Raw genomic sequence first — 14,161 nt, forward strand, 5'->3', positions numbered from 1 at the left:
AAAACTAATAATTTAATCAGCTTGACTCCTTTCTTCTTTCAAAGGAATAAAAAAGATAGTCGCCATACCGGGAATTGTTAATAAAAATACCACAATAAAAAATACCGGATATCCAACCGATTGTTGAATCGTACCGCTAATTGCACCGGGAAGCATCAAACCTAATGCCATTAATCCTGTAGAGATTGCAAAGTGAGAGGTTTTATATTCTCCTTTACAGATATACATTAAGTACACCGTGAAAGCTGTAAAACCTAAGCCGTAACCAAATTGTTCTAAAGAAACTAAAGGATAAACTAATTCGATTGGTGGTTTATTGTAAGCCATGTAAACATAAAATAAGTCAGGTAAATTTAATGCTAAAGCCATTGGTAGCAAGCATTTTTTCAACCCGTATTTAGCAATTACTAATCCACCTAAAATACCGCCGCTAATTAAAGAAATTACCCCAAAAGTTCCATACACCAAACCATATTCTTCCGTACTCAAACCCAAACCACCAGCAGATGCTTCATCTAATAAAAACAAAGTGGCTATTTTTAGTAGCATTGCCTCACCCAATCTATAGAGCAAGATAAATGCTAAAATTGGGAAAATACCGCGTTGAGCAAAGTACGAGCGAATAACTGTTACAAATGGAATACCACTTCTTGTATCAGATTCTCCTCTATTTGCTGATTCTGGTTGTGGCAAAGTAAAAAGATGAAATACAAAAAGTATTGCAAAAATTACTGATGCTAAACCAAGGGTGATGCTCCAACTTAAAGGAATATTCTGGGTTGATTTTTCTAAACTTCCTGCAAAATATACTAAAAACCCAGTACTAAATATAATTGCGAGTCGATAGCATAGAGTACGAATTCCAACGAAAAAAGCTTGCTTCTCTTCACTTAATGCCAACATATAAAAACCATCTGTGGCAATATCATATGTGGCAGAAATAAAAGCTCCAACTAATAGTATTACTAAGGAGATAGAAAAGAAAGTCGATGTTGGTAGTTGAAAAGATAAAGCTAATGCGCCTAAACACAAGCACATAGCAAATTGCATGGTGAGCAGCCATCTTCTTTTTGTAGAATAAATATCAACAGCCGGTCCCCAAAACATTTTCACAACCCAAGGCAGGTTAATTATACTCGTCCAAAACGTAATTTCAGCGTTATCAATTCCTAGATTCTTATAAAATACTACCGATACCGCATTGATAATCATGTACGGCATCCCTTCAGCAAAATAAAGGCTGGGAACAAAAGCCCAAGGTGTAATAAATTTTTTTCTCGGTTTATCAGTTTGGATTGTCATTCTATTTTGGATTTTAGATTTTAGATTTTAACAACGGATGCGTGTCTTTTAGATTTTGGATTATTTCTGTTTATTTTTTGGTCATAACTTGAATTCACTAATAGTAATTACTATGTGTAAATAGAGCAAAACTTATGTGATTGTAGTCAGACGTAATATTGTTACAGCTTGTGCCATAAATTCAAGTGAAATACGGCAAATGAAATATGGCAAGTCTAATTTATAAAATTCGTCAACTATGATGAAATTCAGATAATCTTTATAATTTATTACATTAGACAGTTAGCAGTTAGCAGTTAACAATTATCTCCCCATCCCCCCATCTCCCCATCTCCCCATCTCCCCATTCAACCACGAATAATAAAAGAGATTTTTAATGATTCTGTTGAGCTTCTGCAAGCTTGTGGCAAAATTTATTAAGTTTATATCCTCCCATAATTAGAGTTTTCCCAGCATGACTAGCAACCTTCCAAGTCTTTACGATCCTTTTTCCACTGAAGCTAAATGGCAGAAGTTTTGGGAAGAGAAGCTTTTGTACAAAGCTAACCCTGATGGTGGTGGCGAACCTTACGCGATTATGATTCCCCCACCCAACGTTACGGGGAAGCTACATATGGGGCACGCTTTTGACAATACTTTGATTGATTGTCTTGTCCGCTATCACCGGATGAAGGGATTTAATGCGTTGTATCTCCCCGGAATGGATCACGCTAGTATTGCGGTACAAACTATTATTGAAAAGCAACTTAAGGAAGAAGGTAAGACTCGCTACGACTTAGGACGCGATAAATTTTTAGAACGTGCTTGGGAGTGGAAAGCGGAGTCTGGAGGTACGATTGTCAATCAATTGCGGCGTTTGGGTGTGTCGGTGGATTGGACGCGAGAACGCTTTACGATGGATAGCGGTTTATCAAAAGCTGTTCTGGAAGCTTTTGTCCGTCTTTATGATGAAGGCAAGATTTATAGGGGAAATTACTTAGTTAACTGGTGTCCGGCTTCTCAATCAGCGGTTTCCGATTTAGAGGTTGACCAGAAGGAAGTTGACGGTAAGCTGTGGCATTTTCGCTATCCTCTCACCGACGGTTCCGGCTATATGGAAGTCGCTACAACCCGCCCGGAAACTATGCTGGGGGATACTGGAGTTGCGGTTAACCCCAAAGACGATCGCTACAATCATTTAATCGGTAAAACACTGACTTTACCAATTATGAATCGTCAAATCCCCATTATTGGCGATGAATTGGTAGACCCTAGTTTCGGTACTGGTTGTGTAAAAGTTACCCCGGCTCACGACCCCAACGACTTTGAAATGGGTAAGCGTCACGATTTGCCGTTTATCAATATTATGAATAAAGACGGCACGATGAATGAAAATGCCGGGGAGTTTCAAGGACAAGATCGTTTTGTTGCTCGGAAGAACGTTATTGCTAGATTGGAAGCTGATGAAGTTTTAGTAAAAATTGAAGATTACAAACATACCGTTCCCTACAGCGAACGCGGTAAAGTTCCTGTAGAGCCGTTGCTTTCAACTCAGTGGTTTGTCAAAATTCGTCCGATGGCTGATAAAGCGTTGGAATTTTTCGAGCAGAAATCTCCAGAATTTTATCCCGAACGTTGGGGAAAGGTTTACAAAGATTGGCTGGTAAAATTGAAAGACTGGTGTATTTCTCGTCAGCTATGGTGGGGACATCAAATTCCGGCTTGGTATGCGGTTAGCGAAACTAATAGTGAAATTACTGATACTACGCCGTTTGTAGTAGCTAAAAGTGAGGAAGAAGCTTGGGAAAAAGCTAAATCTCAGTTTGGCGAAAATGTTCAATTAGAAAGAGATGCAGACGTTCTTGATACTTGGTTTTCTTCTGGATTATGGCCCTTTTCTACTTTAGGATGGCCCGAACAAACTGAAGATTTACAGAAATATTATCCCACCAGCGTTTTGGTAACTGGCTTTGATATCATCTTCTTCTGGGTGGCAAGAATGACCATGATGGCAGGTGAATTTACTGGAGAAATGCCGTTCAAAGACGTTTACATTCACGGCTTGGTATTGGATGAAAACGGCAAAAAAATGTCCAAGTCGAAGGGAAATGGTATCGATCCGTTACTATTAATTGATAAATACGGTACCGATGCTCTACGCTACACCTTGGTTAAAGAAGTTATCGGTGTCGGACAAGATATCCGTTTTGATTACAACCGTAAAACCGATGAATCTCCCTCGGTAGAAGCATCACGCAACTTTGCCAACAAGTTGTGGAATGCAGCCAGATTTGTGATGATGAATTTGGACGAACAAACACCCCAGCAATTGGGAGTACCCGCAGCCACAGAATTAAGCGATAAATGGATATTGTCCCGCTTCCATCAAACTGTTGAAGAAACCAACAGTTACATGGAAAAATATGGCATGGGAGAAGCAGCCAAAGGACTTTACGAATTTATATGGGGTGATTTTTGCGACTGGTATATCGAGTTAGTTAAATCTCGCTTGCAGGAAGATGCAGATCCAGCATCGCGAAAAGTCGCACAGCAAACCTTAGCTTATGTATTAGAAGGGATTTTAAAACTTCTTAGTCCCTTTATGCCTCATATTACCGAAGAAATTTGGCATACTTTAACTCAACAAGCAGAATCCAGTGAAAGTCTATCGCTGCAAAAATATCCAGAAGCAGATGCAAAATTAATTGACTCCGAATTAGAATCGGAATTTGAACTGTTAATCGGCACAATTCGCACAATTCGCAACTTAAGAGCAGAAGCAGACGTTAAACCTTCAGTTAAAGTTACCGTAAATTTACAGAGCGAAAGCCTAAAAGAACGTCAAATTCTTAATACTGGAGAAACATTAATTAAAGATTTGGCGAAAGTTGAGAATTTAACCATAGCTAATAAACAAAAGAGCGATACAGTAACTAAGAAGAAATCTAACCGTGCTTTAAAACTAATTATCTTAGGTTTTCTCACAATCACCTTAGCCAGAGTCGCTTACGCTGTAGCAATTTCAGTAGATAACATTCCTTTCTTTGGAACATTCTTCCAACTTGTAGGTTTCGGTTATTCACTATGGTTTATCAAAATATATCTACTTTCGGGTGAAAAAAGACAAGAATTACGGCAAAGATTCTTCAACTCATCCTCCGAAACAAACCTTCCCCAAGTAGAATCATCGGAAACTGAAGAATTAGGAGAAGTTGCAACGGGTGTTTTCGGTACCGTACAAATACTGCTTCCCCTCGAAGGAGTAATAGATATGGAAGCACTGCGCGGGAAACTAGAGAAAAACCTCAGTAAAATAGAAGCTGAAGTACAATCTTTAACTGGCAGATTAAGTAACTCTAAATTTGTTGATAAAGCACCAGCAGACGTGGTACAAGGAGCCAGAGATTCTTTAGCAGAAGCCGAAAAACAAGCCGAAATTTTGCGCTCGCGCCTTGCACGGATTAAGTAAAGTTAGGAGTTAGGAGTTAGGAGTTATTAATCAAATTTTCGCTCAGGAGCAAGATGTGAACACGACAAAAATTAACTATTAACTCTTAATTCCTAACCACTAACAACTAACTAACCACTAACAACAAACTTTTTTAAATCATGCTTTATTTAGCCAAGGTACATAAAAATGAATTTTTAGTTCAATTAGAATTACGGTTATTAGCGCGTCAAGAAACTGAAACTATGTGGGTGATGATTCCAGAAGATGCTGTGATTCTTTTGGGGAAAGGTAAACATTTTACAGAAAACTTGCTTGTTTTAGTCGAACTTTCAGCTACAGGAGAAATTGAAAGAATCGAAGACGCTACCAGTTGGGTATTAGAGTTAGTGCAAAAATATCTTACTACCGGAATCTCTCCAGACTTTTTACGACAAGAAGCCGAAAGAGCCGAAGATTGGCGACAAAATTTAACTCTACAAAATCAAGATTTAGCGCGTAGAACTTTGGAATTAGAAGCGCGTCGAGAACAAATTCAAGCCTTAGAAGAAGCGCTGCAACGGCATAAAAGTGAAGCTCATCATCCGGATGAGAATGTTGATAGTTGATTTTATGTTTTTGATATATGTTTGGACGGGCAGGGATGCCCATCTCACAAGAGTTTGATGCTTTTTAATATTATTAAAAATGCGATCGCCCTTCTATCCTTACTTTTGATGAGCAACATAAGTTACATGGTGAAGATCAACCCGCAATTCAATTTGTAGATGGGTATAGCGTTTATGCTTCTCATGGTGAAAGATGATCAAAATTTGAATAATTACTTAAACAAACAAACCAGCATCTACATTAAAAAAATCTCCTAAAGCCTTAGCTTGAGATTTGCTGATTTCTCGTTTACTATTCACAACTTCCGAAACAACACCTTTAGAACCAATAACTCCAACCAAATCGGATTGCTTAATATCTTTTTGCTCCATCAAGAAAAGTAGCAGAGAATGAGGTGTAGTTGCTTGATTGGGACTATAATATTCTTGTTCAAATTTTTCAATTAAAGTAACTAGTACCGCTTGGCGGAAGTAAGAAGTAAGAAGTAAGAAGTAAGAAGTTTGATTTTCTAAGCTTTTCAGCCATTTTTAATGGTTGCCTTATTTAAGCCGTGGTGTACTAGTAATTCATAAAGTTCATTTTCTTCGAGAGTACGATTATTGCGATGCATCAACTCTTCGACAATCGCCAAAGCTTTTTCGTTCTCTTCTTCAGTTTTAATCAATTTTGGCTGATATTTTGTTAATAATTCTTTGTATTTTTCGGAATTAAAAGTAAGGGTCATTTTTCCATTCCTCTTTATCATATTCAGCATAAAAAAGACCCCTCTCCAAACCTCTCCCCGAAACGGAGAGAGGCTTTGAAATCCCCCTTCCCTCGTAGGGAAGGGGGTAGGGGGGTTAGGTCAGTGTATAAAATTAAAACCATATAAATGTTTTCCGGAGATGTCTAATGTGATGTTAATTAATTAGCCCGAAAGGTGTCTATATATTTTTTTTTACAATGATGCTTTATTCATCCTAAAACTAATAATATAGTTATGCAGTTTGAGGAATAACCCATGACAAACGAATTTAAAAAACAAGGAAGCTGTCTCTGTGGTGCGGTAAAGGTTTCAGTAAAAACGAAAAGCAATAATGTAGATGCTTGTCACTGCAATATGTGTAGAAAATGGACTGGTGGCCCTTTATTCGCTATTGAATGCGGTGAAGATGTGAATTTTGAAAGTGATGAAAATATATCTGTCTTCAATTCTTCCGAATGGGCTGAACGCGGATTTTGTAGCAAGTGCGGAACTCATCTTTTCTATCGTTTAAAAGAACAAAACCATTATGCACTTCCTGCTGGTTTACTCGATGATGAGGAAAGTTTTACTTTGGAAAAACAGATTTTTATTGATGAGAAGCCATCTTTTTATAGCTTGGCAAATAAAACTAAAAATATGACGGGAGAGGAAGTTTTTGCAGAGTATTCAGCTTTGTTGGAAGGATAACAGAACCTAAGTGTTGGCAAGGGGGCGCATCTCAACACTTCATTAACTATAAAAATTATTGATACTGCTTTAACTCAATTTACTACTGATTGATGATTATTGTTGGAGGTTATTTATGTATAATATATTGCCGAAATCTAATCAGACGGCAAAACAACTACGGAGCGTGGAATTATGTCAGATTCTTTATCAATTGTGATTTCTTTCTTAACGGCTTTACCTATAGGAATTGCAATGGCTCTTTCAGGTAAGAAAAACAGTTATTGGTCAACGGCAGATTTCTTACCACTAGTCTTGTGGATATTGTTAGGGGCGTTGATCGGATTACCTATTCAAGAGTTACTCAAAAATGTATTTGGAGTGGATAACGAAATATTTCTTAGACTGGTTCCGGTTGTTGGATCAATTATCACGGGTTGCGGTATATATTGGTATAGAACTCGCACCGTTAAGTAAAGCAAGTTCGTAGGTTGAATCAAATATCAGGTTTTACAATTAATATGTATTGGGTAATCTCATATAAATATAAAACGTAAATGTTGGGTTACGGCGCATCAAAACTCCTCGTCAACCACAAATTGATTCATACGCCTAACCCAACCTACATAATTATTAAAAAATTCAAACAAAAAAATAACCCACGCAGGTGGGTTTCGCTTGTGTAGCTGCGGTTTCAACCGCCGGTTATTCCTAACTCCTAACTCCTAACTCCTAACTCCTAACTCCTAACTCCCAGCAGGTAACTGCTTCCTAACTTGAGCTTCTTCCGTTACCAACAATTCTCTCAAAACCCTCGCTGCTGCTTTCTGCGCGAGTTGAGAAGCAATTTTTTGTCCTAAAGTTTGTACGTTGGGATTAACTACAAGTTTACTAACTTGTTCAATGGTTTTTGATGCATCAAAGTTACCGCCTTGTTGCAGAATTTTGATGATATTTCTAATATGCTCTAATGTTTCTTTTTCTTCACTGGATGCACCAGGAACTTCAGTAATTGCAGTAACACCAACTCTTTCTCTTAATAAGTGAGTAAAGTTGTGCATTACGTTTCTACCGAATGCATCTACTCCTTTAAATAACTCATCGACTAATTTGGTACGAATAAATGCACCACGCTCTGATGCTAAGAATTCTAATCCTTGATTCAATGCATCGCTAGAATCATAATCATATGAATTACGAGCATTTTTCAACAAGTTTTCTAAACGATTCCAGCGAAAACGACCATCTTTAAATAATAAATCTTTTAAGGATGCTCTTAATTCTGGTGATGGATCGGTTAATAATCTTTTAGAAACATAGGGATATGCTTCGCTAAGTACTTTAAAGTTGGGGTCAATATATATTGCCACACCTTCTAATGTTACCAAAGAACGAATAATCAAAGCGTAATAAGGTGGTACGCGGAAGGGATATTCGTACATTAATTCCGATAAATCATCGGTGATGGTTTTAATATTTAAATCGGCAACGGAAGCACCTTCAGCATCAGCGAATACTCTAGAGAATGCGGGAATAATTGGAGTTAGATCGACATCTGGCGTGAGAAAATCTAATTTAACGTAATCGTAAGCTAAAGCATCGAAATCGCGGTTAACTACGTGAACGATCGCCTCAATTAAACCGTAACGTTGCGGTGGTTGAATTTCGCTCATCATCCCGAAGTCAAGATAAGCTAACTTTCCGTCGTAGGTAGCTAATAAGTTACCGGGGTGCGGATCTGCGTGGAAAAATCCATGTTCTAATAATTGACGTAAAGAACATTGAACTCCTACTTCTACTAAATAACGAGCATCTATACCTAATGCGGCAATTTCGTTTACTTGAGTTAATTTAAGTCCGTTAATCCATTCCATCGTCAATACGCGACGATTGGTGTATTCCCAGTATATTTTGGGAACGTATACGTCTTTTAAATGACCGTAAAGCTCGAAGAAACGCTCGGCATTTTCGCCTTCGTTGATGTAATCCATCTCCTCAAAGATACGCTCGCCTAATTCATCGAGAATACCTACTAAGTCGCTGCGTACTTGCTTGACGGCTTTTTGTCCCCAAGCTGCCAATCGACGCAAGATATATAGATCGATGGTTATACGTTCGCGTAAGTCGGGGCGTTGAACTTTAACCGCGACTTCTTCACCAGTACTTTTTAATCTGCCTCGATAAACTTGTCCTAAAGAAGCTGCGGCGATTGGGTCTGGTGTTAGGTCGCTATAAATTTCTTCCGGACGCGCACCAAGTTCTTCTTCAATAAACTGATAAGCAAGCTCGTTGGGAAAAGGTGGTAACTTATCTTGTAGCTGAGTAAATTCTTCTAGATACACCGGAGGAACTAAATCCGGTCTTGTGGACAATGCCTGTCCGATTTTAATATAAGCTGGCCCCAACCTTGTCAGCATTTCTCGCAATTGAACGGCGCGACGACGGTCAGTTTTTACCTTTTTACCAAGTTTTCTATCAAACCACACGCCCAAAGCAAAGCTAATAGCAGGAGCTAAAACCGTGAATATCCGCCCCCAAACCTGCAAAGGTCTTCTTTTATAATGCGCTGCGATTCCCAAAGCATCGTAACGCAATCCTAAATGTTCGCTTGTTGTCTCTTCTAACAAACTACTCTTTCGACGTTCTATGGTCGTCGGAAATTCAACAGTATTCGTATCTACTTTATTTTCTGCAAGCACTAAATTTGTCTCTTGTGGTGTGGCTGGAGGAACTATCTTGATATTCATGAAATATATCGCACCGCAGTACAAACGTTAAGTATTGTAACAATTGCTTTCATAAGTGTAACCCATAAGGTCTGCATATTAGAGGTCTGGATGTCAAAGGTATTAAGTGAGGAGGCCCGGAGTTAGGAATTAGTACCACCGTAGCTATTACCTCATTGCTCTGACCTCTGATATTTTAAGAGTAATTACCCTTGACTTGTGGCATACAAAGATTTACAACCTTTAACCTTTAACCTTTGACCTCTAATATGCAGACCTTTGACATGCAGACCTCTAACCTTCTAAACTAAGTTTGGTACACTTGTTCGTGAGTTATTTTTTTTAATCTTAATATTAGTAACTATTTGAGGTTGTTTGCGTTCAATTTCTAGTATCTCAAACTGTAGAACTATTCGCGTCTGCCTTAACGGAGAATTTGGCTGAATGTTGCTCTCCCTTTATATAGAGAACTTTGCTTTAATTGACAAATTAGATTTAGAATTTGGTGCTGGGTTAAATGTACTTACTGGTGAAACCGGCGCTGGTAAATCGATTATTCTTGATGCGATCGATGCTGTTTTGGGTGGAAAAGTCTCCAGTCGGGTAATTCGTACTGGCAGTAATCGAGCCGCGATCGAAGGTACTTTTAGTTCTAATTCGGCTTTGGCTGCTTGGTTAACCGAACAGGAAATTGATTTACTCGATGAAAATTCAGTAGTTATAAGTCGTGAAGTTACCGCAAGTACCAGTAGTGTCCGCAGTCGATCGCGGGTAAATGGTGTGTTGGTAAATCGCCAGTTTATGAACAGTCTGCGGGAACGTCTGGTGGAAATTACCGCTCAAGGACAAAACGCACTGGTAGGGCAATCTACCCAGGTTCGTAACTGGTTGGATTCTTATGGTGGTGATGGGATAACGAAGCAGCGTTCTCTGGTGGGTGCTGCTTTCAGTCGTTATCACGAAGCGCATTTATTATTAGAACGTCGCCGCACTTCGGAACGGGAAAGGTTACAAAAGCTCGATTTATTGACTTATCAAGCTAAAGAATTGGGAGAGGCAAATCTTGACGAACCCAACGAATTAGACAAGCTTTTGCAAGAGCAAGAACGTCTTAATCATGTTGTTGAATTGCAACAGATGAGTTACAAAGTATACGAAGATTTGTATCAAAGCGATGGTGGAGGTTCCACAGCTACGGACTTGCTGGGAAACAGCGAAGGTACCTTAATGAATATGGTAGAGTTCGACACTGAGGAATTGCAACCGCTTTTGGAATTAATTCGGGATGCTCAGTCGGCAGTGACGGAAGTAGCCAGACAAATTAATGCTTATGGAGACGCTTTAGAAGCAGATCCCCAAAGGTTGGATGAAGTAGAAGAAAGAATTCGGGAATTAAAGCAAATTTGCCGCAAGTATGGACCTTCGCTTGCTGAGGTTATAGAGCATTACAATAGCATTCAAGAGCAGTTAAACGAACTTAACGACGGTGAGAAAACCATTGAAAGTTTAGAGAAACAAGAACAAGAATGCTTGGATAAACTAACTTCAGAATGCAGCAAACTAACTAAATTTCGTAGCGCTACAGCAGCTTTATTAGAAGCAGAAATTATTAGTCAACTTAAACCCCTGGCAATGGATAAAGTGCAATTTAAAGTTGAGTTAGCACCCATTGCTCCAACTGCCAACGGCAGCGATAAAGTTAGCTTTTTGTTTAGCCCGAATCCTGGTGAACCTTTGCAACCGCTCTCAGAAACTGCCTCTGGTGGTGAAATGAGCCGCTTTTTACTCGCATTGAAAGCTACTTTCTCAGCTTCAGATAGCCCTGGAACAATGGTATTTGACGAAATTGATGTTGGTGTTTCCGGTAGGGTAGCGCAAACTATCGCCGAAAAACTGCATCAATTAAGTTTGCAGCTTCAGGTGTTGTGCGTTACTCACCAACCATTAGTAGCGGCAATGGCTGACAGGCATTTTCACGTTAATAAACAGGTTATTAATCAGTTAAAAGGCGAAAAAGAAAATAACGGACATGGGGAAGAGCGTACAGTAGTTAGAATTACAGCTTTAGATAACTTGACTAAGCGACGGGATGAATTAGCGCAGTTAGCTGGTGGAAAATCTGCGATCGATGCTGTAGCTTTTGCCGATTCTTTGTTAGCGCAAGCAGCGACTCATCGAGAAGGGAAGGAGAAAGGGAAAGGGAGGAAGAAGAAAACGTAATTACCAAGCCCTCACCCATAAATATATTTTCCTATTCTCCTTCCCTAGTAGGGAAGGGGTTAGGGGTTAGGTTGCCGAGATGATATAGATAGACAAATATACAGTTTATGCCTTACAAAGATTTCGATATTTCAAAAGTAAAAGAACAATTTGAATTAACATTAGTGGAAGATGAATGTTTTCTTCCAGAAGTTGAGCCTGTTTCACCAAGTTCTTATATTGCGGAATATTTAAAAGACAGTATTCCTTTAGCAATTGCAATGGGTTCTGGGAAAGCTCGTTCCGAACTAATTATTAGTCCGATTATATTTGAACTGAAAAAGTTTTTGAAGAAAGAAATCAGCTTTTTTTCTGGTGAAGAATTCAACGTTGATCCAAATTTAGGATTAACAGGCTGTTGTGATTTTATTGTTAGTCTTTCTCCCGAACAATTATTTATTGAAGCGCCAGCATTAGTAGTTATAGAAGCAAAGAAAGAGAATTTTAAAGATGCTTTAGGACAGTGTATTGCCCAAATGGTTGCCGCGCGAAAATTTAATTCGACCAATGATGAATCGATATCGGTTATCTATGGAAGTGTTACTAATGGAAATTTATGGAGTTTTTTGAAATTAGAAGAAGATATTGTAACGGTTGATTTTACTGAATATTCAATTTTGCCAGTAGAAAGGTTGTTAGGTATTTTAGTCTGGATGATGCGGGATGGCTTAAACTAATTTTTAACTCACTAAAATATCACCCTACAAAAAACTCTCTTAAACTTCTTCCTCAGCGCTCTTTGCGCCCTCTGCGGTTCATTATAAAATCTTAATTATCACTAAATTCTCCTAAAAATGACAACAATCACAAAACCAATTGAAACTAATAAATTACCAGCAGGTGGTACAAATCCAAATCAATTTGACGTACTCGAAGCTTGGTATCCAATTCATTATATTGACGACTTAAATAAATCCAAACTCACCCGTTTTACTATCCTTAATAAAGACGTTGTAATTTGGTGGGATAAACAAGCTTCTTCATGGCGAGTTTTTGAAGATAAATGTCCCCATCGTCTCGTACCTTTATCCGAAGGAAGAATTGCTGAAGATGGACTTTTAGAATGTCCCTATCATGGTTGGGCTTTTGCGGGTGATGGTGAATGTAAACGCATTCCGCAACAACCCGAAGGTAGAAAAGCTGAAACTTCTCAAAGAGCTTGTGCTAAATCTCTACCAACATCTGTTAAACAAGGATTATTATTTGTCTTCCCCGGAAAGCCAGAAAATTCAGAAAATATTGAAGTTCCAATTATTGAAGCAATCGAAGAAACACCAGATGAATGGGTTGTTTTAAATACTTTTCGGGATTTACCTTACGACGCTTTAACATTATTAGAAAACGTTATTGATTCGAGTCATATTCCCTTCACCCATCACGCTACTGTTGGGAATAGAGATAGCGTTTCACCCGTGGAATTAGAATTAGTTGAATCGGGTAAAAATGGTTTTACCGGAATTTGGCAAGATGGGCCAAGAAAAGGTACTTTAGGAAAACAAGATACGAGTTTTATCGCACCGGGATTGGTATGTCATGATTTAACATCCAAGAAATTTGGTAGAACTTTGACGGTGGTTTATGCGACTCCCATCCGTAAAGGTGAATGTCGTTTATTTGCGCGTTTCCCCTTCAAATTCTCCGCAAAACTACCCGCTTTCTTTATTAAGTTAACTCCACGGTGGTATTCTCACATCAGTAATAATCGCATTTTAGAAGACGATCAAATTTTTCTCCACTATCAAGAGCGTTTCTTAGAAGAATCTGGGGGAAGTGACAATTTTAATAAAGCATTTTATTTACCCACCAAAGCAGATACCTATGTATCAGAGTTGCGAAACTGGGTAAATAAATATAATGCAAATCCATTTCCAGGAGAAACTTTACCACCAAGGTTATCGACGGAAGAACTTTTAGATAGATATCATTCCCATACCAAACATTGTGGAAGCTGTAGTAAAGCACTCGCGAGAATTCAGAAATTGAGAATGGCGATCGCACTTCTGACAGCAGTAACTTGGGCAATGATACCCCTAACATCTTTATTACAAACTAAATCGGTAATTTTACCATTATCCTTTTCTGCGATATTTCTTTTATTTGCAGGTGCATGGCTTGGTTTGGGCAGATTAGAAAAGCGGATGTATCAAGGAGATGAAGTACCTCCGCGCAATTTACCGAAAAAATAGGTATTAATTATCTATCTGTACTTTCTGAGAGTGTTTAAATATCATTTTTTTTATTTATACGTAATAAAATTTACCTTATACTTACGGGCATTCCTCTCTTTAACAAGGCTACGGTGTATACACATATCGTAAGATCCCCCTAAATCCCCCTTAAGAAGGGGGACTTTAACTCCAATTCCCCCCTTCTTAAGGCAGGGCTGTTTCATTCTAAAAAGGAAAATAATAATAGGATATTATGAGC

General features: G+C 38.5%; 11 protein-coding genes. 7 read left to right on the forward strand and 4 right to left on the reverse strand.

Translation table 11 applies throughout. The annotated features are described in order from the left end of the window. Nucleotides 1-12: 12 nt before the first annotated feature. Nucleotides 13-1,302, reverse strand: a complete 1,290-nt coding sequence (locus tag ACM03V_RS03715; protein ID WP_414619401.1) for an MFS transporter — start codon at nt 1,300-1,302, stop codon at nt 13-15. 454 nt (nt 1,303-1,756) lie between these two features. On the opposite strand from ACM03V_RS03715, the gene ACM03V_RS03720 reads away from it, so the two are divergent. Both ACM03V_RS03720 and ACM03V_RS03725 read left to right on the forward strand, forming a co-directional pair. Further along, complete coding sequence (locus ACM03V_RS03720; RefSeq protein WP_414619402.1) at nt 1,757-4,750, forward strand: valine--tRNA ligase; 2,994 nt, start codon at nt 1,757-1,759, stop codon at nt 4,748-4,750. A gap of 140 nt (nt 4,751-4,890) precedes the next feature. Continuing rightward, nucleotides 4,891-5,337 (forward strand): hypothetical protein, encoded by a 447-nt coding sequence (locus ACM03V_RS03725; RefSeq protein WP_414619403.1) that lies wholly within the window; start codon nt 4,891-4,893, stop codon nt 5,335-5,337. A 216-nt stretch (nt 5,338-5,553) separates the two neighbouring features. Here ACM03V_RS03725 and ACM03V_RS03730 read toward each other — a convergent pair whose 3' ends face one another. After that, nucleotides 5,554-5,709, reverse strand: a complete 156-nt coding sequence (locus tag ACM03V_RS03730; RefSeq protein WP_414619404.1) for a helix-turn-helix domain-containing protein — start codon at nt 5,707-5,709, stop codon at nt 5,554-5,556. Between the two features lie 146 nt (nt 5,710-5,855). After that, nucleotides 5,856-6,062, reverse strand: a complete 207-nt coding sequence (locus ACM03V_RS03735; RefSeq protein ID WP_414619405.1) for a hypothetical protein — start codon at nt 6,060-6,062, stop codon at nt 5,856-5,858. A 276-nt stretch (nt 6,063-6,338) separates the two neighbouring features. Between ACM03V_RS03735 and ACM03V_RS03740 the strand changes: the two genes are divergently transcribed. Next, nucleotides 6,339-6,770, forward strand: coding sequence for a GFA family protein (locus ACM03V_RS03740; RefSeq protein ID WP_414619406.1), 432 nt, complete (start codon nt 6,339-6,341; stop codon nt 6,768-6,770). Between the two features lie 174 nt (nt 6,771-6,944). After that, a complete protein-coding gene (locus ACM03V_RS03745; RefSeq protein WP_414619407.1) occupies nt 6,945-7,226 on the forward strand; it encodes a hypothetical protein in 282 nt (93 codons plus the stop codon). Between the two features lie 269 nt (nt 7,227-7,495). On the opposite strand, the gene ACM03V_RS03750 is transcribed toward ACM03V_RS03745, so the two are convergent. After that, nucleotides 7,496-9,496, reverse strand: coding sequence for an ABC1 kinase family protein (locus tag ACM03V_RS03750; protein WP_414619408.1), 2,001 nt, complete (start codon nt 9,494-9,496; stop codon nt 7,496-7,498). A 423-nt stretch (nt 9,497-9,919) separates the two neighbouring features. On the opposite strand from ACM03V_RS03750, the gene recN reads away from it, so the two are divergent. From recN to ACM03V_RS03765, 3 genes are all read left to right on the forward strand, one after another. Next, a complete protein-coding gene (gene recN / locus ACM03V_RS03755) occupies nt 9,920-11,695 on the forward strand; it encodes a DNA repair protein RecN (protein ID WP_414619409.1) in 1,776 nt (591 codons plus the stop codon). A 107-nt stretch (nt 11,696-11,802) separates the two neighbouring features. Further along, nucleotides 11,803-12,411 (forward strand): hypothetical protein, encoded by a 609-nt coding sequence (locus ACM03V_RS03760; protein ID WP_414619410.1) that lies wholly within the window; start codon nt 11,803-11,805, stop codon nt 12,409-12,411. Nucleotides 12,412-12,528: 117 nt separating this feature from the next. Beyond that, complete coding sequence (locus ACM03V_RS03765; protein ID WP_414619411.1) at nt 12,529-13,920, forward strand: Rieske 2Fe-2S domain-containing protein; 1,392 nt, start codon at nt 12,529-12,531, stop codon at nt 13,918-13,920. The last annotated feature ends 241 nt before the right edge of the window (nt 13,921-14,161 follow it).

This window comes from Calothrix sp. CCY 0018 (genome assembly GCF_963920925.1).
Classification (GTDB): domain Bacteria; phylum Cyanobacteriota; class Cyanobacteriia; order Cyanobacteriales; family Nostocaceae; genus Rivularia.